The sequence below is a fragment of the Acholeplasma laidlawii genome (assembly GCF_015709225.1).
GTDB lineage: Bacteria > Bacillota_I > Bacilli_A > Acholeplasmatales > Acholeplasmataceae > Acholeplasma > Acholeplasma laidlawii_A.
The window spans coordinates 20981-45390 of the sequence record NZ_JADNRS010000043.1 but is presented as its reverse complement, the minus strand read 5'-3'; the positions used below and the strand labels follow the sequence as shown (position 1 = coordinate 45390).

At 31.3% G+C, this 24410-nt stretch carries 24 protein-coding genes and 1 other annotated feature; of the genes, 4 read left to right on the top strand and 20 right to left on the bottom strand.

Going from position 1 to position 24410, the window contains the following annotated elements; genetic code table 11:
* Positions 1–45: 45 nt before the first annotated feature.
* The 6 genes from IY230_RS04715 to rplM form a co-directional block, all read right to left on the bottom strand.
* Positions 46–1926: a DUF2779 domain-containing protein gene (locus tag IY230_RS04715; protein WP_196370249.1), complete on the bottom strand. Its 1881-nt coding sequence runs from the start codon at positions 1924–1926 to the stop codon at positions 46–48.
* Positions 1927–2062: 136 nt separating this feature from the next.
* The gene (locus IY230_RS04710) at positions 2063–3379 is read right to left on the bottom strand and encodes an ArsB/NhaD family transporter (protein ID WP_196370247.1); all 1317 of its coding nucleotides are present in this window, start codon (positions 3377–3379) and stop codon (positions 2063–2065) included.
* A 96-nt stretch (positions 3380–3475) separates the two neighbouring features.
* Complete coding sequence (locus IY230_RS04705) at positions 3476–5053, bottom strand: hypothetical protein (protein WP_196370245.1); 1578 nt, start codon at positions 5051–5053, stop codon at positions 3476–3478.
* On the bottom strand, positions 5050–6399 hold the full coding sequence (gltX, locus tag IY230_RS04700) for a glutamate--tRNA ligase (RefSeq protein WP_196370243.1): 1350 nt from the start codon (positions 6397–6399) through the stop codon (positions 5050–5052). Before gltX ends, IY230_RS04705 begins: the two co-directional genes overlap by 4 nt.
* A 222-nt stretch (positions 6400–6621) precedes the next feature.
* Positions 6622–7020, bottom strand: coding sequence for a 30S ribosomal protein S9 (gene rpsI / locus IY230_RS04695; protein ID WP_196370241.1), 399 nt, complete (start codon positions 7018–7020; stop codon positions 6622–6624).
* Between the two features lie 4 nt (positions 7021–7024).
* The gene (gene rplM / locus IY230_RS04690) at positions 7025–7453 is read right to left on the bottom strand and encodes a 50S ribosomal protein L13 (RefSeq protein ID WP_012242094.1); all 429 of its coding nucleotides are present in this window, start codon (positions 7451–7453) and stop codon (positions 7025–7027) included.
* Between the two features lie 453 nt (positions 7454–7906).
* Between rplM and IY230_RS04685 the strand changes: the two genes are divergently transcribed.
* Positions 7907–8287 carry a protein-export chaperone SecB gene (locus tag IY230_RS04685; protein WP_196370239.1) on the top strand — a complete coding sequence of 127 codons (381 nt, stop codon included), beginning with the start codon at positions 7907–7909 and terminating at the stop codon, positions 8285–8287.
* A gap of 38 nt (positions 8288–8325) precedes the next feature.
* On the opposite strand, the gene IY230_RS04680 is transcribed toward IY230_RS04685, so the two are convergent.
* From IY230_RS04680 to IY230_RS04630, 11 genes are all read right to left on the bottom strand, one after another.
* The gene (locus IY230_RS04680) at positions 8326–8664 is read right to left on the bottom strand and encodes a YbjQ family protein (RefSeq protein ID WP_196370236.1); all 339 of its coding nucleotides are present in this window, start codon (positions 8662–8664) and stop codon (positions 8326–8328) included.
* Between the two features lie 21 nt (positions 8665–8685).
* Positions 8686–9675, bottom strand: coding sequence for a YitT family protein (locus tag IY230_RS04675; protein ID WP_196370234.1), 990 nt, complete (start codon positions 9673–9675; stop codon positions 8686–8688).
* A 4-nt stretch (positions 9676–9679) separates the two neighbouring features.
* Entirely contained in the window at positions 9680–11248 is a 1569-nt protein-coding gene (metG, locus tag IY230_RS04670) for a methionine--tRNA ligase (protein WP_196370232.1), read from the bottom strand.
* Between the two features lie 26 nt (positions 11249–11274).
* Positions 11275–11498 (bottom strand) — a binding site (T-box leader).
* Between the two features lie 99 nt (positions 11499–11597).
* Positions 11598–12446, bottom strand: a complete 849-nt coding sequence (gene rsmI, locus IY230_RS04665; protein WP_196370230.1) for a 16S rRNA (cytidine(1402)-2'-O)-methyltransferase — start codon at positions 12444–12446, stop codon at positions 11598–11600.
* Complete coding sequence (locus IY230_RS04660; RefSeq protein ID WP_196370228.1) at positions 12443–13162, bottom strand: tRNA1(Val) (adenine(37)-N6)-methyltransferase; 720 nt, start codon at positions 13160–13162, stop codon at positions 12443–12445. Before IY230_RS04660 ends, rsmI begins: the two co-directional genes overlap by 4 nt.
* Positions 13155–14105: a hypothetical protein gene (locus IY230_RS04655; RefSeq protein WP_196370226.1), complete on the bottom strand. Its 951-nt coding sequence runs from the start codon at positions 14103–14105 to the stop codon at positions 13155–13157. The genes IY230_RS04660 and IY230_RS04655 overlap by 8 nt, the downstream gene beginning before the upstream one ends.
* Positions 14102–14707, bottom strand: coding sequence for a dTMP kinase (gene tmk, locus IY230_RS04650; protein WP_196370224.1), 606 nt, complete (start codon positions 14705–14707; stop codon positions 14102–14104). The genes IY230_RS04655 and tmk overlap by 4 nt, the downstream gene beginning before the upstream one ends.
* A gap of 23 nt (positions 14708–14730) precedes the next feature.
* Complete coding sequence (truA, locus tag IY230_RS04645) at positions 14731–15453, bottom strand: tRNA pseudouridine(38-40) synthase TruA (RefSeq protein ID WP_196370222.1); 723 nt, start codon at positions 15451–15453, stop codon at positions 14731–14733.
* The gene (locus IY230_RS04640; protein WP_196370220.1) at positions 15443–16447 is read right to left on the bottom strand and encodes an energy-coupling factor transporter transmembrane component T family protein; all 1005 of its coding nucleotides are present in this window, start codon (positions 16445–16447) and stop codon (positions 15443–15445) included. Before IY230_RS04640 ends, truA begins: the two co-directional genes overlap by 11 nt.
* On the bottom strand, positions 16444–17289 hold the full coding sequence (locus IY230_RS04635; RefSeq protein ID WP_196370218.1) for an energy-coupling factor transporter ATPase: 846 nt from the start codon (positions 17287–17289) through the stop codon (positions 16444–16446). The genes IY230_RS04640 and IY230_RS04635 overlap by 4 nt, the downstream gene beginning before the upstream one ends.
* Positions 17265–18074, bottom strand: a complete 810-nt coding sequence (locus IY230_RS04630) for an energy-coupling factor transporter ATPase (protein WP_230852598.1) — start codon at positions 18072–18074, stop codon at positions 17265–17267. The genes IY230_RS04635 and IY230_RS04630 overlap by 25 nt, the downstream gene beginning before the upstream one ends.
* Before the next feature lie 191 nt (positions 18075–18265).
* On the opposite strand from IY230_RS04630, the gene IY230_RS04625 reads away from it, so the two are divergent.
* From IY230_RS04625 to IY230_RS04615, 3 genes are read left to right on the top strand one after another with little or no spacing between them, the layout of a single operon-like run.
* Positions 18266–18577 (top strand): thioredoxin family protein, encoded by a 312-nt coding sequence (locus IY230_RS04625; RefSeq protein WP_196370214.1) that lies wholly within the window; start codon positions 18266–18268, stop codon positions 18575–18577.
* On the top strand, positions 18574–19446 hold the full coding sequence (locus IY230_RS04620; protein WP_196370212.1) for an NAD(P)/FAD-dependent oxidoreductase: 873 nt from the start codon (positions 18574–18576) through the stop codon (positions 19444–19446). The genes IY230_RS04625 and IY230_RS04620 overlap by 4 nt, the downstream gene beginning before the upstream one ends.
* Entirely contained in the window at positions 19421–19831 is a 411-nt protein-coding gene (locus tag IY230_RS04615) for a DUF1801 domain-containing protein (RefSeq protein ID WP_196370210.1), read from the top strand. The genes IY230_RS04620 and IY230_RS04615 overlap by 26 nt, the downstream gene beginning before the upstream one ends.
* Before the next feature lie 49 nt (positions 19832–19880).
* Here the strand turns inward: IY230_RS04615 and IY230_RS04610 are convergent, their stop codons facing one another.
* Genes IY230_RS04610 through IY230_RS04600 form a run of 3 tightly spaced genes read right to left on the bottom strand, consistent with a single transcriptional unit; the run spans position 19881 to position 24375 of the window.
* Complete coding sequence (locus tag IY230_RS04610) at positions 19881–21572, bottom strand: M3 family oligoendopeptidase (RefSeq protein ID WP_196370208.1); 1692 nt, start codon at positions 21570–21572, stop codon at positions 19881–19883.
* Positions 21573–21587: 15 nt separating this feature from the next.
* Entirely contained in the window at positions 21588–22148 is a 561-nt protein-coding gene (locus IY230_RS04605; RefSeq protein WP_196370206.1) for a DNA-3-methyladenine glycosylase I, read from the bottom strand.
* The gene (locus tag IY230_RS04600; protein WP_196370204.1) at positions 22132–24375 is read right to left on the bottom strand and encodes an endonuclease; all 2244 of its coding nucleotides are present in this window, start codon (positions 24373–24375) and stop codon (positions 22132–22134) included. The genes IY230_RS04605 and IY230_RS04600 overlap by 17 nt, the downstream gene beginning before the upstream one ends.
* Positions 24376–24410: the final 35 nt, after the last annotated feature.

Below are 24410 nucleotides of genomic sequence, written 5' to 3'. Positions count from 1 at the left end.
TTTACATAGTATTATACTAAAAAATAGCCCCTTTATGCAAAGCATTTAGATGATTTCACGCAATGACTTTAATAACTCGACCATCGCCCAAGTATCTTGTTTACAATATTCTATTAATCCACGCTTATTAAACTCGAATTCTTGTTTGTTCATCTTTGGAAAATTACCATAAACAACTACCGCTTCATCTCCATTTTTAACATCCAAATTAGAGTAACTTAAGTCAGGAACAAAAATAGGTAATACCTTTTTAATTGAAAATGATCCTTGAAGTGCTTCATGGTAATAATTAAAGCCTTTCTTCTCAGAAATACCCCACTGATCATATAACTTATGGTGACTGCCTTTAAAGACGTACCATAAGTCAAATGTTCTATTAATAATATCATTTAACTTATCGCTAAATTCAGGAAATAATTTTGCAAGTTCCTTCATTCTTGTTTTTTCAAATGAATCATTCCAGGCAACCACTGTACCCTTAGGACCTATGAGATCACATAAGTACTTCGTTAACTGATAGCGCTGATCTGTATGATCAGTTGCAAGATATACATATGAATCTAAATCCTTATCACTCACACCTGGTGCATGTTCAATATGTAAGTTAAACTGGAACACTGATTGATCATATGCCTTTTCACCTTTAAAACGTGGCAATGGGGAACCAAAGGTCTCAAAGTCTAAGTGATAGAGGGGATACTCTAATTTTTCTAAAATGGCTTTAATACGTGGTTTATCCATATAAGGTTTGCCGGAACTTAAGACCTCATATTGAATTTGATTATTTTCTCTTGTTAACCATGAATATGGCACATCCAGTGCCATTTTCATGTTCATCTTTATTAAGTCTTCAGGTTTATATTTTTCACCCTTTTCATCGGTGAATCCATTATGGTTTCCAATATAGGTAAAAATAGAATCTTTTTTAGGTATGTCTTTATAACATATGTCATGAAACATACATTTGTTCTTACCCTTCCTAGGACAAAGTGGAAAAGGTACTAAAGTCATATGATCTAGTCTATGGATCACTTCTTCTACATCTGCTTCAAAACTTTCTAAAAAACTCCCAGTCAAATCTGTAACGTCCACTAAGCGAATAAGGAAATTTTCCTTATCTATATCCTTATAGTAGTCAGGTTCTCCATTTTTATATACACCATCAAAAATATACTTATGGTTAAGAATTGCTAAATAATACTTAATAGGCTTAGTTTCTATGTTATTTCGTTTAAAGAATTGTTCAATGACATATCTTTGATAGGTAATATCATATAAATAGCCACCTATTGGATTGGTTCTTTTTAAAATCGCTTGTTTTTTCTTGAAATATTTTTCTCCAACTGGTAAACCTAGTGCCTCTCTGGACATTAAAATACCTTCTGGTGTTAGTTCAAAGAAGTTAAACTTTTCTTTATCTTCTGTGAATGTTAAGTCCATAAACTTTGAGGATGTGGTTGCCTTTGCTTCTATAACTCTAATGATATCGTCTGTTTCTTGGTAAATATCCAAGAAACTATAAAAACTATAATCACCAATTGATGCTTCAAATCTTTTTTGATCTCTTGTTTCAGTACTTGCAACCACCGGTGCATTAAATTTGTGTTGAACATATTTAGCAGATATTTCTTCCATTTTATTAAAATATGGCAACATCACTTCTAGCTTTTTATTTTCAACATTAATTAAATCCACTTCTTCAGTTTCATCGGTTTCTTCATCTGTTTCATATTCTATCATTTGTTCAAATAAGGCTTCTTTTTTTGCCTCATTTTCTTCAGTCATTAAATCGGATAAATCATCTGTAAAGGATACGGTTGCATCCTTGCTTCCCCTTTTATAGATTTCAAATAAAGGAAAGAACCTTGGACAGTTAATACCTCTTATAAATCTTGTCTTTGATATTTTATTTAAAGTATGCTTCATTCTTACTTTCCTCCTATAGTTCTATTACTCCTATTATACATGATTCACCTACATAGATTGATAGGATTTCCTTGATTTGAATTTTTTATAATAAAAAAGGTCATATAGTAAAATTATATATGACCTCAAACTTATTTTATATAAATAACTGCAATACAGTTAATACAATAAGCATCGTTGGAATAGATATTAAAGCACCATAAGAAATGAATTTACCAAAGGACAAGTCTATTTCTTCTTTCTTTAAGATACGCATCCACATCATACCAGCAAGCGCACCAATAGGTGTCAAATAAGCCCCAATATTAGATCCGATAATTGAACTATATATTGCACGATTAAGTTCTTCTTGTGGTAATAAAGGCATATGTTGGATGATATCTGCAAATAATACAGACATTGGGATATTATTTAAGAAGTTTGCTGATATAAAGGAAGTTAACCCGTATCCATACAAGCTATCTAGATTAGATAACATAGCCTCTATATTTTCTGTAACCCCATATTTATTAAGACTAATGACCATAATAAACATAGAGATAACAAAGGGCATTAAATTCCACGGCATTCTTTTAACTGCGTTTAAAAAGTATGCCGGATATTCTCTTAAAATAAGCACTTGATAAAAAGCCATAAAAGATGCATTAAAGAGTAAGAAACATAGTGCAATCAAATACATTTCTATAGCAATATAAGATGAGATGGTAAGGAAGGTGGTTGCGAGTATTAGGTTTATTAAAGTAACCCATACAAGAACCGGTCTATCAAGGACCACATTATCTAGTATCGTTTTATCAATTGGTTTTCTTAAATCTTTATTAAATAACAACCATAACACTAGAAATGTAAATGTACCTGCAGCAATTGTTGGTATGAACATCACTTTAAAGTATTCAAAAAATGTAATATCAAATGCTGAAGCTAAATAAATATTGGTAGGATTACCAATCATAAACATTAAGCTCCAAGTATTCGCTGCAACAAACTCTGATAATAAATAAGGAATTGGGTTAATCTTAGCGTGTTTAGAAAAGTAAATGATAATTGGTGTGAATGTTAAAATAATAATGTCATTGGATGTAAATATCGTTAGGAAGGATACGGTCATATATAAATAGATAAAAATCTTTAATTGACTCGTACCCGCCGCTTTTAAAACTAAGACAGAAACCTTCTTAAAGAAACCTAGTTCATCAAGCATAACAGATAAACCACTTATAGAAATAAAAATAATAAGTAGTTTAATTGGATTCATCCCAGTACTTCTGGTTAAACTTTGATAGATTTCATTTGGTGATACTTGCTGAAATATAACTAAAAATAGTGCACCAATGACAGCAACAAGCCAAAATGATTCTATAGAAAAATTACCAAAATAAAGTTTTGGTTTAAACATGACCATTAAAATAAGTATTACTACTGTAAGTGAAAATATTATAAGTGTAAGTGCCATAATGTGTCCTTTTTTAACAATAAAAGCTGGCAAATGATATTTGCCAGCCTTAATTATACTATATATTTATTGAATTGATATCTGACTAAATTATGTTTAGTTTAAATGACTTAAAACAAACTCAGATGTTAAGAAATCAGCTGCTGATGTAACTACATTAAATGATGATAAATCAACTGCTGTACCATCAAAGTTAATTGCTGCATTGCTTAGCATTTTTACTTCATTTACTTTGTTTGACCAAGCATATGGATACAGCTCACTTGTTGTAGCAACCTGGTTACCATTTGTAGTTGTAACTTCAATAATACCACCTGCTAATAACTTAGTAGATGATGTTGTAGCTTGTCCTGCAACTAAACTTGTGTGTACTCTGTTTAATACATCAGATGCACTAATAGTAAGTTCACCATTGAATAAGACTTCATTTAATCTTGATTTAATAATAGATCCAACAATACCACCAGCATAAATTGTATCTAATTTATCTATTGCTGTATTTGCATGTTTTGTGTGTGATATAGAGATTACTGCATTTGAATAAATTTCAGCAGTGTTTCTATCACTTCTATATGCTCCAAATACACCACCAACAAATAATACACCTGTACCTAAGCTTGCTTTATCTTGGTTGATGTTCACATTAACATCTGTATCTACTACAGCTATTTTTTCAATACCAGTACCTTTGTCTTGTTCAATTAAACCAAACACACCACCTACATATGTACCTGCAGTTGCAGCTTGTGCACCAGCATATACACCATTTAAGGCATTTTGTTCAACATTTAAGATAGAGTCTTTAACTACGATATTTTTTAATGTGCCTTGCATAGAACCACCTACTAAACCTACATATAAGTTACGGTTTGTGACAGATTGATTTCTATTATGGCTAATGGTTACACTTGAGTTTGATATTTCAATGTTTTCTAATAAGAATGCATTGTTAGATACTTTACTAACAATTAAGCCTACATAGTGTATACCAATATATGGCTTCGCTTCATTATTGATATGTACATTATCTAATTTAACATTTTTAATCGTTGACTTAGATGCATAACCAAAGATTGATAGATATGATTTATATACATCATCTGCTGATGTAATATTAATATTTTTTAAGGTAAAATCTTTACCATCAAAACTACCACTAAATGGTGTGCCTGATGTGAATAAAGGCATCATCGATGCATTACCAAAGTCTAGGTCATTACCTAAAGCGTAATGCTTTTTAGAATCCATTGATTTAAATTCTTCTGTTGTTGTAATAAAAATCGGATTTGCTTCTTCATCACCAGGACTTAGTGTTTTAAATGTAGCACTAGAATAATATAGTTGAACTTGTTTATTATCTTTTTGACCAAAGACATATACATCATAGCTACTATCCGTTTTTAAATCTGTAAAGTTGATTGTTTTAGTTGGTGTTGCAGTCGATAACTCTAATGTTTGGTCAAGATCTGCTTCCCCGCTTGTTTTTACTCTGACAACCAGTGTTTTGCTATCTAATTCTGTATCAGGGTCTCTTAACTCTACCTTAAATTGAACTTCTGTAGATTTTGCAGAGATAGATGTTACATATGCTCTTGCATTAGATCTTGCCTGTGATGTACAACCTGCTAGTACAAGCAATAATGCAAAAGCAACAATTGTTAAAACTTTTTTCATTTAGTTTCTCCTTTTAGTACTTCTAAAGTTTTGTTCATGCGTTTCATAACTAGTTCTTTACCTAGTAAACTCAATGATACTGGAAGACTCGGTCCATGCGCTTCACCAGTGGTTGCTATTCTAATTGGCATGAATAGTGGTTTCCCTTTAATATTTAAAGCTTTTCCGGTATCTTTAAGTGCTTGGTTAATTGCCACGTCATCTGTAAAGTCAACAGACGCTATTGCATCCATAAATCCTTTAATAACAACTTCATTATCAAATTCTTTAATTTCTTCTAATACAGCTGGTTCTAAAACAAAGTCATGGTGGAAGAATTGATCATAGTACTTAGTGATTTCAGCACCATAGGATAATCTATCTTTTAAGATGGATAATAAACTTTCTAACCATGCTTCATTTTTAATTTTAATCCCGTGATTGATTAAAAATGGTCTGGTTAGATCTTTTAGTTCATCCATAGATAAAGCTTTTAAGTATCTAGAGTTGATGTAAGCTAATTTTTGTTTATCAAAGTAACTTGGTGCAGCACTTAGTCTGTTTTCATCAAATAATGAAATAAGTTCATCTTTTGATAAAATTTCTTCATCATCTTTAGGACTCCATCCTAGTAATGATAAGAAGTTTAACATCGCTTCTGGCAAGAAGCCTAAGTTTTTATAGTCTTCAATAAATTGAATCGTGTTTGTATCTCTTTTACTTAATTTTTTACGGTCTTCATTTACAATAATTGTCATGTGGCCAAATGTTGGATAATCCCAACCTAATGCATCATATACCATGAGTTGTTTAGGTGTGTTGGTAATATGTTCTTCACCTCTAAATACGTGTGATATTTCCATATAGTGATCATCAATAACAACTGCAAAGTTATAAGTAGGAATACCGTTATCTTTTAAGATAATCCAGTCTTCTACATCTTTAGATTCGAATTTTAGTGTACCACGAATGACATCGTCAAATTCGTATAATACATTTTCTGGCACCCTAAAACGAATAGCAAACTCTTCCGATCCTTCTTTAAAATCTTTATAAGCGTAACCTTTTTCAAGCAGCTCAAATGCGTACTTTTTGTACAGTTCTAGACGGCTTAATTGATTATAAGGACCAAAAGGACCTCCAACATCAACGCCTTCATCCCAGTCCATACCTAACCATTTTAAATTATTTAATTGAGATGTAATACCACCTTCAACATTTCTTGCAACATCAGTATCTTCAATTCTTATAATGAAGTCGCCACCATGGTGACGAGCAAATAAGTAATTGAATAATGCTGTTCTAGCATTACCGATGTGTAAATGTCCTGTAGGTGATGGTGCATAACGCGCTCTAAACTTTTTCATGTTCACCCTCATTTCGCAACCTTTATTATAAATTATTTCGACTAAATAAACAAGTTTATTATGTATTATGCTCGTTATTTATACAACTTCTTATGCCTAATTACCGAATCACCTTGATTTCACCGATTTAAGTGTCAAATGGTGAGATTATACTACTATAAAATCAACAGAAAAGAAAAAACTTCCAGATAATGGAAGTTTTCTTTTGATTGTATATAAATATTAACGTTTTGAGAATTGAGTTGCACGACGTGCTTTTCTTAGACCGTATTTATAACGTTCTTTAGCTCTTGGATCACGAGTTACTAAACCAGCTGGTTTTAACACTTTACGTAAGTCTTCATCAACTTCCATAAGTGCACGTGTAATACCTAAACGGATTGCACCTGCTTGTCCAGTTAAACCGCCACCGTTAACGTTAGCTCTAACATCAAATTTACCAACATTTTCAGTTAATTCTAATGGTTGTAGAACGTCTAGGCGTGTTGCAGCTGAAGGAATATATTCTTCAAACTCTCTACCATTAATAATAAACTTTCCTGTACCAGGAGTTAGGATAACACGAGCAACAGATGACTTTCTGCGTCCTGTACCTAAGTATTGAACTAAATCTTTTGCCATGTAATTATACCTCCAAACTTTCTGGTTGTTGTGCTTGATGTTTATGTTCAGGTCCTGCATATACAAACAGTTTTCTAAACATATCTCTACCAAGAGATGTATGTGGAATCATACCTTTAACTGCTTTTTCAACTAAAGCTGTAGGTTTTTTGACTACTAATTCTTTAGCTGGTGTTTCAGTTAGACCTGATTCATAACCTGAATGCTTATAATAGATCTTATCATTCCATTTGTTACCAGTTAATTTAATTTTTTCTGCGTTAATCACGATCACATAGTCACCTGAGTCTACATGTGGAGTGTAGGTTGGTTTATGTTTTCCTTTTAAAACGCTAGCAACTACAGTTGCTAAACGACCTAAAGTTTTACCTTCAGCATCGACAACATACCACTTGCGTTGGATTGTTGATTCATTTGCCATAAATGTTTTCATATTTTTTTAAACTTTCTCCTTATAATTTTACACTGCTATAAGGGCTGTGGAATATAAGCTTTAAAACGTACCGTGAGATATCTTATAATATTACCTGTAATTTGTCAAGTATATCATACTAAATATGTGATTATTTTCGTATTAAAATAAATCGACTACGCCTTATCTTCTTAAGTTATTTTTACTAGCTTTATGTTCATATAATTTTTTATCTGATATTTCATACACCTTACTAAAGTCGAAAGGCAGTTCTATTTTGGTAGAGCCATAGCTAAATTTAAGTCTATAGTCATTTGAAATTGCAGTTACCGGATGATTTTCCAGTATATTTGCTAGTTTTTTAATCTTATTTGATTAAATTATCTCATAAACCATATTAATAGATTAGAAAAACTATAATGTTTTAACCATAGAGTGATTGTGTGTTAGAATAAAGTAAAAGGATGTGAATATATGAAAGTACTTAATACTATCATTCAAACTAAAAAAATATCTATTATGAATCATAATTTAAAAGGTAACTTTAAAATGAATCCCATATACACTAAACAACTCGTTAAAGAAGACGACTACACTTATACACTGACTCTAATGTTTAGTGTTTTAAATAGTGAAACACACCCCTTTCCAATTGACTTAACAGCACATATGTCTGCAACATTTAACTTCTCTGAAGACTCTAATGAAATTGATATTGAAAACTTTTTACAATTACCAGCTGTTCAAATTATTTATCCACACTTAAGAAGCTTAATTTCAAGTGTGACTGCTAGCGCCTACTTACAGCCTTTACTACTACCTTTAATTAATCCAAATTTATTTCATAATATTTAAGTAAAAGAAAATGGTGTAGCCTAAATTAGGCTACACCATTATATTTTTTCAACAACAACAGCTGTACCCGACATTGAAATTGTAATACCACCATTTTGGGTTGTGGTCGTTTCAATATCAACACCAATAAGTGCATTTGCACCATGGCGAATAGCTTTTCTAATAAAACGTTTTTTAACCTCTATTTTTACTTCTTCGATACGATCAGACATTGCATCATATCGTTCACCTGAAAAGCCTTTAAATATATCATTAAATGATTGGACAGATGTATTTAAACTTATCCCAAAAATATTTTCTTCAAAGATAACATCAATGTATTTAACAATACGATATCCTTCAAGTGTTGGTGTTGTAGCTATAATAAAGTCTTTCATAAATCCCCCTATTAAAAATTATTATGCGATGGTACGCTTTTTAAAATTACCATAGACTTGTTTTACTGGAGTAACAACAATAAACGCTTTACTATCTAGCCTATTAACAAGCTGATGAAGTGTAGTAAACTCATAACTTGAAATCACTACTTTAATTAATGTCTTATCTTGTTTTGTATAACCACCTTGAACATTAATTAATGTAACCCCACGGTAAATGTTTGATAAAATATCGGAAACAATATCTTGTGGATTATTAGTGATCACTTCAACCATTGTAAAGTGGTATGCTGTATGTAATTTATCCGTTACTATGGTTGTAATAATTAATCTTAAGATGGTATAACTAATAACGATACCTGCTGCAGCAAGTGTTTGGGTAACACCTGGTAAAACACCTCTTGAAATTAAATCAGGTGCAGTAATTAACCCACCAAGTAATGCCATGACAATGTTTAACACCATAGAGATAAAGCCTACGCTTTGTCCTTTTTTTAATGAAATGTATTGTGCAATGACATCAAGCCCACCTGTTGATGTACCAAATTTTAATGCACCACCCACGCCAATACCAATTAAGATACCACCTAAAATGGTCGCTGTTAAGGCTTGGGATTCACTGGAAAGACCAATATTAATAGACGGAATAAATCCTAACATGGTTGCTTGAATAAGCACTGAAATCATGGAGTAAATAACAAACTTTTTGGATACACCAAACCAACCTAAAATCATAATTGGTATATTAGATAATGTAATAAATAGACCGAAAAATAAACCTTCCCACCCGGAAGTATCAACACCTAGTGTGAACTTAAGAAAATCCCTAAATAATTGTGCTAAGCCTGGTATACCACCAGTATACATTGGTATAACACTAGCCTCTAAAAACCAGGTAACACCAATACCATAAATCACTGTAAAGACTATGACAGCAATCGTTCTTTTTATTTCTGGTTTAATTTGCCTTTGAAATTTTGTGGAACCAATCCAACTTTTAAGTTTGTTCATCTATTTATCCTATAATCTCATTTAATTTCTTTTCTAAATCAAATCTTTCAAATAATACTTTTGCAGTACCAATTTGTTGTTCTGGGTATAACCCAAATGTTTTAACACTATCTAATCCAGATGCTTCAATATTTAATTGCTCAAATATTTTTATAGCAGTTTCTGGCATATAACTTTGTAGGAAGACAGCTAAGAAGCGAATCGTCTCAACTAAACTATATAATACATGACTTAACTTTTCAGTTTCGCCGTTTTTATTTAAATTCCAAGGTTCAGATAGATCGATATACTTATTTGCTGCTCTAGCAACAATCATAAGTTCTTCAATAGCATCACCTACTCTAAGTTCGTTCATTAATGTAGATACTTTATCTAGTAGCGCTTCACACTTATTCTTTAAACTATATTCAAATGGTTCATTAATCAATACTTTTTTAACTAAACCGTTTTGGTATTTATTCACCATACCAATTGTACGGTTGACTAAATTACCTAAAGTGTTTGCTAAATCTGAGTTATTTCTTTCAATCATTAACTCATAAGTAATATTACCATCAGCTGCAAAAGGTATTTCGTGTAATACATAATATCTTAGAGCATCTACACCAAAATGTTTAACCAAATTATCTGTATAAAGCGTATTGCCAACAGACTTACTCATCTTATTTTTATCTACTAAAACCCATGGGTGACCAAATATCTTTTTAGGTAATGGTAAATCTAGTGCTAGTAATAATGCTGGCCAATAGATTGCGTGGAAACGCATAATATCTTTACCAATTAAATGAAGATCAGCTGGCCAAAACTCTTTCATAGTATCACTACTACTATCTAGATTATAACCTAAACCTGTAATATAGTTACTTAAAGCATCTATCCATACATAAATCACATGCTCTGGATTACTTTTAACTGGAATCCCCCATTTAAAAGAAGTTCTAGATACACTTAAATCTGGCAGTTTTTCACTTAAGAAACTTTGTAGTACTTCATTACGTCTATTTTCAGGTTCAATAAATGAAGGGTTCTCTTTAATGTGTTTAATGATTCTATCTTGATATTTACTTAATTTAAAAAAGTAAGTATCCTCACTCATCCATACAGGAATATCTCCACTAGGAGCTACCCCATCAACGATATCTGTCTTATTTAAAAATGCCTCATCAGCAACAGAGTACCATCCTTCATATTTACCTAGATAAATATCACCTTGCTCAAGTAATCTTTCAAAGATATTTTGAACAGTTTCTTTATGATATGTATCTGTTGTACGTATAAATTTGTCATACTTCACATTCACTAAATCAAAAATACGTTTAATCTCATTAGAGATCATATCTACATAATCAGAAGTCTCTAAATTTTGATTTCTAGCGTTATTTTCAATCTTTTGACCGTGTTCATCGGTTCCTGTTTGAAAATATACGTCATAGCCTTCTAAACGCTTAAAACGGGCAATTGCGTCTGCTAAAATAATTTCATATACGTTACCGATATGAGGAATTGCTGATGCATATGCAATTGCTGTTGATATATAATATTTTTTCTTATCCATTTTTTTATTCCTTTCCATAAAAAAATCCTTAAACTAAAAACTAGTCTAAGGACGAACATCATTTAATAATCCGCGGTACCACCTTAGTTCTATATACAAGGTACATAGCACTTTACTCTTTTAACGCAAAGATTTCACGATTTACCCTACATATCGGATAAATTACTCCAAAAGCCATACGCGTAATCTAAATTTATCTTTCTTCCACCCACAAAAGACTCTCTTTAAAATTTTAAAAGACTACACACTTCTTTTTCATCGTATAGATTCAATTATAAGTATATTATAATATAAAAAATAAAATAAAACCACCCTAGATTCATTAAATAAAATATGTACCATAAATTACGTTTTTCAACAGATTATTTCAACTCTTTTTATCTATTTTATATATTTTGTAGACTTCTGATTTATGAACATTTAAATCCTTACTTGCTTGTTTGATGGCATTTTTTTCGTCATAACCTTGTTTCATATAACTTAAGACAAGTTCGACAGGATCTTCAATTTTGACATCACTTGTAGTGCTTCCTTCTACAACAATAACGTATTCACCACGTGTGTCTAGTGTAGTTTCTAAAATATCTTTGATGTAGCCTCTATAATAAGTTTCAAACTTCTTTGTAAGTTCTCTTGCTACACTCACCTTTCTATTACCTAGTATATCTAGCATATAGGAGAGTGTTTTTTGAACACGGTTTGGAGATTCATAAATAATTAAGGTTTCTTTTCTTGAAACATACATCTTTAATACTTTATTAATTTCACCAAGTTTTCTTGGTAAAAACCCTATAAAGGTAAATGGCTGAGTAAGTATCCCTGATGTGACAAGGGATGCAAGTAGTGCAGATGCACCTGGTATACTTACAACATTATAATTTTTACTAACTAGATCATCGACTAAAATAAAGCCCGGGTCACTAATTAAGGGTGTCCCTGCATCGGATACAAGTGCGACTGACATTTGTTTGTCTAGATAATCAATGACTTGATCTACCATAGAGCGCTCATTAAATTTTTGATAACTTTTTAGGGGCACATGAATATCATATGCATCTAGAAGTTTGGAGGTCACTCTGGTGTCTTCACATAAAATGATGTCTACACTTTTTAATACTTCAATAGCTCTTAAGGTAATATCTTTCAAACTACCAATTGGTGTACTTACAATGTATAGTGTTGGTTTATTAACATCATAACTTATTTGTATGTTCATTTATGATACATCCTTCCATCATAAATTGATTGCATCTCATCGCTGTAGATGCCTTTTTCTTTATACTGAATTAAAGGTGGTTCTACAATTAAATGGCCCTTGCCTTTAAATTTAGCTTCAATCAAGACTTGATTTGGTTCATGATGAAGTGATGGATGAACAAGTCTCATACGTTTTAATTTAAAGTCAAATTTGTTAAGTACTAAAATAATTTCTTCTAATCTATCTGCTTTATGTACCATGAAGAATAGTCCACCATGTTTAATGTTTTTACTAACAGCTTCAATTAAGGTTTCTAAATTAAGATGTATTTCATGTTTAGCAATTTGCATATCCATGTCTATACTTTGTTTGGTTTGACTATTGACCTTAAAAAACGGTGGGTTTGATACAATGATATCTGCATGTTTTTTAGATCTATAAGTCTTTAAGTCCATGTTAACTACATCAAGTCTATATTCTAGGTTATTGAGTTTAATGTTATGAACTGCAAGTTCATAACGTTTTTCTTGAAGTTCAATGCCAGTGATCTGTCCTTGAAATCTTTGAGATAAATACAGCATAATCGCCCCATTACCCGTTCCAAAGTCTAAAATAGATTTGGTATCTTTAGGAATTCTTACAAAGTCACTTAAAATAATGGTATCCATATTAAATGCTTTACCAATATCTGATTCAATATATAATTTAGTACCTAATAAATCTCTTTTAACCATTTCTAATAATACTTTCTAAATCCAGTGCTAATGAGGTAAGTTGTAAACTTATATTGACTGGTAATCTTAAATTTTTAATTTGATCTTGTAATCTTAATATGACACGTTGTGCCGTATCTGATTGAATACGCTTTACATACTCTAATAAGGATTCCATCATAAATTCATAGGTCACTTTTTGATTCATATGTAAATGCAGTATGTCTAAAAAGATTTGACACATTGTATCTAAAATAAAGATGATATATTCTTTATCTTGATATAGTGATTGACTTATCATCATAAACAGTGGCGTAAGCGGTGTTCTTGGATTGTTAAGCCAGTTGATAAAGGTATCAATAAACTCCACAGTATCCATATATTTTTGGTCTGCAAAAATAGCTAAAGCTTCATTTAACTCTTTGGTTAATGAGGTAATAAAATGTGCATTTTTAATATCTATTTCTTGTTCCACTAACACTTGTATAAAACTATCATCAAAAGTGTCTGTTAACCTAATAATTTGAGCACGGCTCAAAATAGTAGGTAACATGAGGTTGATATCGTCTACGAGTAAAAATCCAATAGTGGCATCATCTTTTGGTTCTTCTAAGAATTTTAATAAAGAGTTTGCTGCTTGAGTAGACATAGACTCTGCTTGTTCTATAATAAAAATTCTAGGACCACTCACTAAAGATGTTTTAGAAAACTCTTGTTGTAGACTCATGATCTGGTCTTTTTTTATAGATTGACCTTCACTTGTAATATAGACTAAATTCGGATGATTCAAGTTATCTAATTGATGTTTTAGGGTTGAATAGTCGTTATGATGTTTAAAGATTAAATAAGCGATATCTTTTACTAAATTTTGTTTGGTAATACCTAAAGACCCACTTATAACATATAAGTGGGAAAGTCTTTCTTTTTCAATTGCGTATTTAAATCTTTCAACTATTTTATTCATAGGCGTCTTAATATGTTATCCAATATAACTTGATAGATTGCATCAATCGTTTGATTACCATCGATAACGATGATACGGTCATTAAACATTTCAGATATATGTAGGTAACCTTCGCGTACCTTTTGATGAAATGTTTGAACTTCCATATCTAGTCTATCCGTTTTATGTAATCTGTTTTTCTTTACTCTGTCTATCCCTGTTTTAGGATCTAAGTCAATATAAAATGTTAAATCGGGTAAGTATTTTAAAGCGTAACTATTAATACTTTGAACAAATTCCATACCAAGGTTTCTACCAAATGCTTGATACGCAAAAGATGAATCAATATATCGGTCACAAAGTATAATTTTATCTAAATTAGGAATAATGACCTCATCTAAGTGTTGTGCTCTACTTGCTGCAAATAAAAGTGCTTCGGTATGTGCAGTGATTTCTGTGTTTTTATTGTCCAATAATACTGAACGAATTTTTTCCGCAACCTTAGATCCACCAGGTTCACGCGTGGTTAATACATCATATTGTTTCTCTAGTAGTGTGTGTTTTAGTTTTTCGATTAAGGTGGTTTTTCCACTACCTTCTCCGCCTTCAAATGTAATAAACATAATGCATGCCCCTTTTCCTAATCTTAATAATAAATATGTTTTAAATAAAGACCTTTAGCATCTGCAGTTTTTGCAGATAACGCTCTATTTTTAGTTTCTAGTAATATTTCTAATTGATTTTGAGGTTTTTTTGAGGTTGCTATTGCAATCACATTCCCCATAATAATACGCACCATATATCTTAAAAAACTATTTCCGTGGATGCTAAATATATAGTGTGTTTTAGTTTCTTTATAATCAAAACTATAAACTGTTTTGATTGGTGGTTTTTGTTCCTTATTTGGACTAAACCCACTAAAGTCGTGAGTCCCTACAATAGTATGTAACTTATCCTTAACAAGATCGATGTCAAAGTTTTTTACATAAAGTTCGTGGTTTCCTCTAAAAACTGTAGATGGTTGTTTTGCTATTTTATAAATATATCTTTTAGACTTCGCGCTGTGTCTTGCATGAAAGTCCTCCCTTACAGGTGTAACTTTCATCACTCTAATATCTGTTGGTAGTCTTTTATTTAAAGCATCTACCCATTGATCGGATGATAATTCAATATCTGAATCAAAATGAAGCACTTGATGTAGTGCATGTACACCCTTATCTGTTCTAGAAGCGGCAAAGGTTTCTATATCTATTTGTGTCATTAGTCTAAATGCTTTTTCTATAACTGTTTGGATACCTAATTGATTAATTTGTTTTTGATAGCCACTATAATTAGTGCCATCATAACTAAACACTGCCTTATAACGCAAATCTAGTCACCAACAATCCAACAATTATAAGTATAACAACACTTAAACTTAATATATCTTTATAGTTAATTTTATAGACATCTAACTTTGTTCTAGGTTCTCCTATAATATAGCCTCTTGCTTCCATCGCATTACTTAAATCATCTGCTCTATCAAAACTAATAACAAATACAGGAATTAATAGTGCAATGATTTGTCTAATCTTTTGACGTAGTGTAGACTCATTAAAATCAGCACCTCGAGAGGTTTGAGCTTTCATAATCTTATCTGTTTCAACAAGTAATGTTGGAATAGATCTTAAAGTTAAAGATATCATCATTGAGAAAATATATGTAGGAATTTTAATAATTCTTAATGGTTTCATTAAAGATTCTAAGCCATCATTTAATTCAATTGTAGATGTTGTAAATGTCAGCAAGGATGCGACAACCATTACAGCAATAATTCTTAAGAAGATGAAACCACCACGAACTAGCCCCTCCGGAAATACTTTAAAATCATAATCAAAGTTAAATACTATGTCATAAGATGGTATATACATTCTAACCGCCCACTGTAAAACAAATATCAATACTACATAAGTGAAAAACCAAGTAGTACGAAACTTGATTTTAGGTTTTAAATAGTGATATAAGAATGTCAATACTACTAAACCTATCACCGATATAAAGCTTAAAGTCATTGGTTGATCAAGTAATGCAGTTTGATCTGCAGGTTGTATGGTAAATAGTTGAATGATAAATGTGAATGTCATTAAAAATACAATAGCTTTAAGACCTTGAAGTACCTTACCAATACGAATACCTGATAAAAAGACTATACCTAATGAAAATAGAAATAATGAAATCATCCAAATAATATTTTCAGGTTCTGAACTAATTGGTACTAAAAAGATTGCTACAATAAGTAAAATCATGCTCATGATTTTAATTCTAGGATCTAGTTTATGTAAAATAGAATTTCCTGCAATATATTGCCCTATTTTAATATTCATTCTTGTACCTCCTTTAAGTGTTTAAGGAGTTCTTCATTGGATAGTACTAACTTCTTAGGATAGCCTAATGTATGATGTAGATGATTTAGTACTTTCATTGGTGTTGGATAGTCTAAGTGGAATGTATCAAAGTCTTTATGTGTAAATAGTACTTCTTTGGGTCCATCAAACACGATTTGACCCTTGTCTAATACAACCACACGTTTGGCATATTTAGCAACAATATCCATGTCATGAGAAATCATGACAATCGTTTTATTTTCTTTTATATGGATATCATTAAACATATCCATGATATCATCTTTACCCTGAGGATCTAGACCACGTGTTGGTTCATCTAACACTAAAATATGTGGTTTCATTGCTAGAATACCTGCAATGGCTACTCTTCTCATTTGACCACCTGATATTCTAAATGGTGATTCGTGATATAAAGATTCATCAATACCTACAATTTGCAGTGCTTCTTTAGCATATTCATGGGCATGTGCTTTAGTTTCTTTAAAGTTAGATGGACCAAATTCAACATCCTTTAAGATGTCAACTTCAAATAATTGATATTCGGGAAATTGAAAGACTAAACCTACTTTTTGACGTAAGTGGTTCACCTTAATTTTCTTTTTCGAAGGTAGCATTGTACCTAGTATATTAATTTGACCAGATGTTGGACGCATTAGAGCATTAAGGTGTTGAACAAGTGTGGATTTGCCACTACCTGTTTGACCTACAATAGCAATAAACTCACCAGTCTCATGAATGGTTAAGTTGATATTATTTATTGCATGATATAGTTCCTTAAATCCTTTGTAGGCATGTCCTACTTCTTTAAGTTGTATGTCCATAGTTCTTCTACCAGTTTTTTATTATTTTTTAGTTCTTGATCATTTAACACGTCAATATATACCTTTAAACCTAAAGGTATTGTTAATTTAGATTGTTCTAATAATTCTTTTTGTAAAAACAGTTCAGATGGTTTACCTTCAGCTATTAATCTTCCATCTTTTAAAATGATTGCATAATCGCTTTTTAAAGCAAAGTCTAAATCATGGGTAATTGTAATAATTGTTTGATTTTGTTCGTGGTTAAGTTTCGTAATTAAAGAAGTTACTTCTGCTACACCCTCAGGATCTAGCATGGATGTGGATTCATCAAAAATAATCAAATCTTTATGCATTGCAAGCGCACCAGCGATTGCAACTCTTTGCTTTTGTCCGCCAGATAATTGGAATGGTTCTTTTTTAAGGTAATCTTCCATCCCTACTAATTTAGCGTATTTTTCAACACGTTCAACAATCTCTTTTTGAGGTATTTGCATATTTTCTAATCCAAAAGCAATATCATGTCTAACTGTAACACCAACAAATTGGTTATCTGGGTTTTGAAATACAATACCCACCTTTTTTCTAACATCATTAACCGTATCTTCTGTTAACAAAATATCATCAATATAAATATTGCCGCTTTCAGCTTTAAGTAATCCAACTAATAGTTTGGCTAGTGTAGATTTACCACTACCATTGTGACCTAAAATAGATACCCAACTACCTTTAGGTATATTAAAAGTTAAGTCCTTAATTGTCTCTTTAGTTTCATCATATGTAAAATTTAAATTTTCTACTTTTATCAAAATAATAACCACCAATCTTGCTTCTTTTTATTATATCATTATTCACGCCTAATTTGGCGATGTACTTGGCCTAAAATATGTTTATGGTATATTTTTTTATTTTCGTAAGTTTCACATATCTGTTCTATTTGGTAAAATATTATGCCTTATTGCGTTATAATAAATATAAGATTATAAGGATGTGATCACTCATGTTATTTGATTTAACAAAAGAAAACTTTAGGGATTTGGTCCACAAAACATCAGGTTATGTATTAATTGAGTTTTATGGTCCTGCTTGTAAAAGTTGCCAATCACTTTTAACTATATTAGAAGATATTTCTGATGATTATTACGGAAAAATAAAAGTATTTAAAATTAATTGTGAAACTGAAAGTGAACTTGCTGATTTATTTGATATTTTTAGTCTACCCACAATGATTTTATTTGAACATGGTAGCCAGGTTAAAGAATTAACTGGATTGCATAGTTATGAAGATATTGAAAGTTGGTTAAGTATATGATGGATGCTATCGTGATTGGTGTTGGTCCAGCTGGTATATCTACTGCCATTAATTTAAGAAAGTTAAATCTTTCTGTTCTGGTATTAGGTAAAGATAAAGGTCAACTTTCTAATTTAGATGTAATTGATAATCTTTACGGTCATGGTCCTATTGCTGGAGAACAGTTAATTACTAAAGGCATTATGCAATCACGTCAACTCGGTATTGAAGTTAAAAATGAGTCCGTATTGAACATTGAGGATTTATCTGGTCACTTTGTAGTTACTACAACGCACCAAACCTATGAAGCTAAGACAGTGGTCTTAGCTACTGGTAAACCTAGAGTTCAAATTAATTTAGAGGGCTATCAGACATTTAAATCTAAAGGTATTCATTTATGTACGACTTGCGATGGTTTATTCTACAAAAATAAGAAAGTTGCTTTAATAGGCAATGGTGCTTATTTAGAACATGAACTAGAAACGCTAGAAAATTATACTAAAGATATCATGATTTTCACAAATGGTTTACCTTATACACATAAAAAATATCCCGTGATAAAAGATAAATTAGTTGCATTTATTGGTGAAAAACGACTAACACATATAAAAACAACAAATGATAGTTATCAGGTCAATGGTGTGTTCTTAGCGATAAGTCACCCTATGGCAACCGAGTTATCCTTAAAATTAGGTGTCCTTATGAAAGATGATAATATCGTTGTAGATAATTATATGCAAACAAATATTAAGGGTTTGTTTGCAGCAGGTGATTGCGTTGGTGGCATGCTACAAATACCAAAAGCAATTCATGATGGGTTTATGGCTGCTCATGGAATAAATCAGTACCTAAGAGGTAGTTCGCATGGAAATAACAAGTACTCATATTGATAATTACTTACTAACGATTGAATCTAATAGATTAGATGATATTTTAATACTTACGAATCTACTATCTAAAGTAACTGGGAGATCTCCAAAACTTTGGGGCAGTAGTATCATCGGATATGGTAATCTATTCTACAAGTATCCATCTAAAACATCAGGTCATATGCCTATTATTGGATTATCTAGTAGAAAACAAGCCATCACACTTTATTTATCTTATGATGTGAATCAGTTTGACATATTAAGTAGTCTTGGAAAATACACCACAGGAAAAGGTTGTCTGTACATCAAAAAATTAGAAGATGTTGATCTTGATATATTAGAAAAACTTCTACATCAAGTTTATCACCATGTACTGAATTTAGATTTTGTAAAACTTATTGATTAAATTACACTCAATAAAAAATCCTATCGTTTTGATAGGATTTTTTTGTAACTTAGAATTTAGAATCATCAATACTACTTAAATATGCATTGACAGGTTTTAGAATTTCTTCTATTGTACCATCCATAAATGGATTTGGTAATTTAGCTTCATTAAGAAGTCTAACAAAACTATATTGACCACCCATCTTACATAATTCTAAATAGCGTTGCCAAGTCTTTTTAGGGTCTTTTTGATTGTGTCCCCAGAAGTCAAATGCAAGTACTTGTGCGAGTGTATAATCAATATAATAGAACGGATCTTGGAAGATATGTCCTTGTCTAAACCAGAATAAACCTTCACCTACTGGATCTGCTCCTTCATAAATCTTCCATGGTTGATAGATTCTTTCTAACTTTTTCCAAGTATCTTTACGCATTTTAGGTGTCATATTTGGATTACCATACACTTCATGTTGGAAGTGGTCTACAAGTGCTCCATATGGTAAAAATTCAAGTCCACCAGAAAGGTGTGCAAATTTATATTTATCTGTATCTTCTTTAAAGAATAACTCCATATATGGCCATGCTAGAAATTCCATACTCATCGAGTGAATTTCTGCTGCTTCATAGCCTGGCCATCTGTATTCAGGGATTAAGTCTTTAGACATATATACTTGGAAAGCATGACCTGCTTCGTGCGTTAATACGTCAACATCACCTGATGTACCATTAAAATTAGCAAAGATAAATGGCGCTTGATAATCTGGGATATATGTACAATAACCGCCACCTTCTTTATTCGCTTTACTATCTAAATCTAATAGTTCACTGTCGACTAAAAATCTAAAGAACTTCGATGTTTCCGGGCTTAATTCATCATACATTTTAATCGCCTGTTCAACTTGCCATGCTCTATCCCCTTTAGGTTTAGTGTTTCCATTTAAGAAGGTTAACCCTAAGTCATAGCTCATCATTTTATCTAAGCCTAAGCGTTTTTGACGACGTTTCATTAAATCACTTACAACTGGTACTATTTTTTCTGCAATTTGTTCTCTATAGGATTGAACATCTTCTGCATGATAGTCTACACGTTTTAATCTATCATAACCTAATTGGATGAAGTTTTCATATCCTAATTTGGTTGCGATTGTTGTACGTACTTTAACTAGGTTATCATAGACTTCATCAAAAAGGGGCTCTTTTTCTTTATACCAATTAGATATTGCTTTAGCTGCTTCTTTTCTAATTTTTCTATCTTTATGTGTTGTAAAAGGTGCCATTTGGGATAAGTTATAAACTTTACCTTCAAATGTTATTTGAGCACTTGATCTAATTTTGACATACTCTGTTGTATATTTGTTTTCCAACTGTAAGTCAGCAATGACTTCATCATTGAATGTTTTATTACTTAGTTCTGCTTTTTTAAAGATAAGTTCACCAAGCGATGCTTCTAATTCACTTCTAAACTTAGATGATAAAAGTGCATTAGTAAATTTAACTGCAGAGGATTCAATTAAAGGCGCTGCATTATCAACAAATGCTTGTTCATCATCATAAAAGGTATTCGATGTATCAATTGAGTGTCTAATTAAGACAAGTTGCATTTGTGTATCCACATTATCCATGATCTTATGGTATAGTTTGACAACACTTAATGCTTCTTTAGCATCTTGTGCTTCAGTTAAATTATTGGTAAGTTCTTCTAATTTAGATTTTAAATCCTCTAAGTTAGGTCTTTCATAAGTATATTCATTAAACTTCATGACTTTGTTCTCCTGTTATCTTTTTTTAAAACAATCATTTTGGTGATCATTATATATACCAACTGCTTGTAAGAAGGCATAAATTGTAATACTGCCTACAAATTTAAATCCTAATCTTTTTAATTCTTTACTGATAAGTTTAGATATATCTGTTTCAGTTGGTGTATGTTTAGGTACTTTAATGTCGTGTACCACTACTTTATGGTCCACATAGGACCATAAAAAGTTTGAAAAACTTACTGTTTGTCCAAAATGCTTTATATACATTTTTGCATTATGAATCATAGCTTCTATTTTAAGCCTGTTTCTAATAATCTTAGGGTTATTTAGTAAACTATTTATTTTTTCATCATCATAACTTATCATGATGTATGGATCAAAGTTATCAAACGCTTCTAAGATATCTTTTCTCTTGTTTAAAACAATTGACCAAGACAGTCCTGCTTGTTGCATGTCTAAAAGTAACTTTTTAAATAGTTTTAAATCATCATATACAGGTACACCCCATTCATGATCATGATAGTGTGCCATGTTTTCAGTAGATTTTGCCCAATGACATCTAGTTAAAGTAGACATCTACATACTCCGGAAAATCTATAAATGGATTTCTATTACCTTGGAAACTGTAAATTACGTTATTTCTGTTGATTTCAAACGGTGATACTGGATCTAATTCATGCCACTTAATAAGTAGTGATAAGACACCCATGACTGCACCTTCACTTGTATAGGCACTATCAACAATATTATCATCACGCAATGTTAATATATCAGGATATCTTGCTACCATATAAAATAATATACGAGCAACATCACCTTTATAATTTTCCCCTGGATAATAGGCAGTAGTTCCTACAAGTCCATAACTTGTTGCTTCCATAAAATATCTATTTGATCTAGAACTATTTACTCTAGGGTCTATTGCTCTTAAATTATGCACATCACTCGCTTGATTTCTATTTGATCCGGATACTCTATCCATTGCTAGTCTAGAGTTTGGCCAAACATGTTCCCTAGCCCATGTAGCACCACCGTCCCAATAACGAACAATTTCATGACCAGAGTAAATACCATCTAAATAAGTTTTATCTCCATTAGTTACGATATCTGACATTTCAAGAACGAACCTTGCTTCATCATAACTAATGAGTCTTCTATGTGTATTAACTAATATATTTGTAAGTTCTGTTTTAAATGCATTACCTGTTAAACCATTTAATGAAGCGTAATACCCGAGTAATCCTTCATTAGATAGTGCATTAAATCCTGGAGGCGTTAATTTACTTCTATGTGTTTCAAAGGCTTGTCTAATGGCTTCTAGGTCTGTATCTGGTTCTTCTTCTTTAATAATTTCAACTAATACTTTAGATGAAGTACTACCAAATACTTTGATATCATCGATAAATATTTGTTCACCAGTTGTAATATTAGATGTTGCTACAAGTTCAAATTTAAGTTTGATTGGACCAATTTGATTGATTGTTGCTTGATAAACTATTGGTGTTGCTGTAAGTTCAAATGGATATGTCGCTAGGACTTCACCTAAACTATTTAAGACCTTTAAAGATAAATTATGATTTGAAGATTTTGCTAGAAAACTTATCTTTGTAACACCCTCTAATAAAAAGTTAGTTTGCAAGTATGGCGTATTGGTGCCATTTCTAAGTTGTACAGACTTCAAACCTTCAATCGGTTTTGTAGTCGATGCTGTACCATTTAAGATACTGTACTGATAATCTAATGGTCCATCAATTCTTGGTGTTGTATTATTGGAATAATTTGTTCTTGCTAAAAATGCACTGGATTCAAAGTTTTCTTTATATATTGTAAGGTCATCAAACTTTAAAAATACATTAAACAATACATATTGTTCCCCAGATGGAAATACTACTTTAACAATCATTTCTGTCTCATTTAAAAATAGACTTTCAAATGGTTTTAAGTCAATGTAATTTGTTAATGTTTCAGTAAATGGTTCATCTAATATGTCACCGTTTTTAATATAATATTGATACTGTAGGGCATCATTTAATCCTTCAAAACTCACCACTGTATCATCGACTTCATAATCCATTGTAGTCGGTGTTACAAACTTACCATGAAGTGTAAGATCTGTTGTTACTAATTCATTAAAGTCATAGAATGTTAAATAGGTGTTATCCGTAAACCAGCCAACAAATATTTGACCTTCTTTTACTGGATTATTTGGCATCTCTAATTCTATATTAGCCGTTGAAACTCTATTTATAGTAGGTATATCCGTGTTTGTTTCAAATGTTACTAGTACATAACCTTCCCTTGATTCAAAGACTGTATAAAGGTCTAAATCGGTTGTAACTTCTGTACTTATATCAAATGTAGCATCATCTTCAATATATTTATATCCAGTTAAGATAACACCTTCATGACTATATACGATATCACTTAATGTACTACCATAATTAATGTTAAAAATATTTATTTCATTCATAACTGTATCATAAATACTTACATTAAAAGTCTTTACTTCAAACTTCGCATAAAGGTTTAATGCAGACTCATACGCATATTTAGGGATATAGGCATTTGTAAAATTTTCATTTAAATACCATCCTTTAAAATCATACCCTGTTTTATTGGGTAGTTGACTCATATTAAAATCTTCATTAGTAAAATCAGTTACCATCACACTATAACTTTCTTCATCAACAATATGAAAAGTCACTTCATAATTCTTTTCATTTAGTAAGTCCGTGATTATATCACATGAACTTAAAAGAAAGATACTACTTACTATCATAAGTAAAATTGCTATTTTTCTCATCTTGCCTCCTCATTGGTTTACTTAATTTATTGTAC

What these genes read in the sequence shown, in the direction of transcription:
- IY230_RS04715 (WP_196370249.1), bottom strand. Translation starts at nt 1,926, where the DNA reads ATGAAGCATACTTTAAATAAAATATCAAAGACAAGATTTATAAGAGGT.
- IY230_RS04710 (WP_196370247.1), bottom strand. Translation starts at nt 3,379, where the DNA reads ATGGCACTTACACTTATAATATTTTCACTTACAGTAGTAATACTTATT.
- IY230_RS04705 (WP_196370245.1), bottom strand. Translation starts at nt 5,053, where the DNA reads ATGAAAAAAGTTTTAACAATTGTTGCTTTTGCATTATTGCTTGTACTA.
- gltX (WP_196370243.1), bottom strand. Translation starts at nt 6,399, where the DNA reads ATGAAAAAGTTTAGAGCGCGTTATGCACCATCACCTACAGGACATTTA.
- rpsI (WP_196370241.1), bottom strand. Translation starts at nt 7,020, where the DNA reads ATGGCAAAAGATTTAGTTCAATACTTAGGTACAGGACGCAGAAAGTCA.
- rplM (WP_012242094.1), bottom strand. Translation starts at nt 7,453, where the DNA reads ATGAAAACATTTATGGCAAATGAATCAACAATCCAACGCAAGTGGTAT.
- IY230_RS04685 (WP_196370239.1), top strand. Translation starts at nt 7,907, where the DNA reads ATGAAAGTACTTAATACTATCATTCAAACTAAAAAAATATCTATTATG.
- IY230_RS04680 (WP_196370236.1), bottom strand. Translation starts at nt 8,664, where the DNA reads ATGAAAGACTTTATTATAGCTACAACACCAACACTTGAAGGATATCGT.
- IY230_RS04675 (WP_196370234.1), bottom strand. Translation starts at nt 9,675, where the DNA reads ATGAACAAACTTAAAAGTTGGATTGGTTCCACAAAATTTCAAAGGCAA.
- metG (WP_196370232.1), bottom strand. Translation starts at nt 11,248, where the DNA reads ATGGAAAGGAATAAAAAAATGGATAAGAAAAAATATTATATATCAACA.
- rsmI (WP_196370230.1), bottom strand. Translation starts at nt 12,446, where the DNA reads ATGAACATACAAATAAGTTATGATGTTAATAAACCAACACTATACATT.
- IY230_RS04660 (WP_196370228.1), bottom strand. Translation starts at nt 13,162, where the DNA reads ATGGTTAAAAGAGATTTATTAGGTACTAAATTATATATTGAATCAGAT.
- IY230_RS04655 (WP_196370226.1), bottom strand. Translation starts at nt 14,105, where the DNA reads ATGAATAAAATAGTTGAAAGATTTAAATACGCAATTGAAAAAGAAAGA.
- tmk (WP_196370224.1), bottom strand. Translation starts at nt 14,707, where the DNA reads ATGTTTATTACATTTGAAGGCGGAGAAGGTAGTGGAAAAACCACCTTA.
- IY230_RS04640 (WP_196370220.1), bottom strand. Translation starts at nt 16,447, where the DNA reads ATGAATATTAAAATAGGGCAATATATTGCAGGAAATTCTATTTTACAT.
- IY230_RS04635 (WP_196370218.1), bottom strand. Translation starts at nt 17,289, where the DNA reads ATGGACATACAACTTAAAGAAGTAGGACATGCCTACAAAGGATTTAAG.
- IY230_RS04625 (WP_196370214.1), top strand. Translation starts at nt 18,266, where the DNA reads ATGTTATTTGATTTAACAAAAGAAAACTTTAGGGATTTGGTCCACAAA.
- IY230_RS04620 (WP_196370212.1), top strand. Translation starts at nt 18,574, where the DNA reads ATGATGGATGCTATCGTGATTGGTGTTGGTCCAGCTGGTATATCTACT.
- IY230_RS04615 (WP_196370210.1), top strand. Translation starts at nt 19,421, where the DNA reads ATGGAAATAACAAGTACTCATATTGATAATTACTTACTAACGATTGAA.
- IY230_RS04610 (WP_196370208.1), bottom strand. Translation starts at nt 21,572, where the DNA reads ATGAAGTTTAATGAATATACTTATGAAAGACCTAACTTAGAGGATTTA.
- IY230_RS04605 (WP_196370206.1), bottom strand. Translation starts at nt 22,148, where the DNA reads ATGTCTACTTTAACTAGATGTCATTGGGCAAAATCTACTGAAAACATG.
- IY230_RS04600 (WP_196370204.1), bottom strand. Translation starts at nt 24,375, where the DNA reads ATGAGAAAAATAGCAATTTTACTTATGATAGTAAGTAGTATCTTTCTT.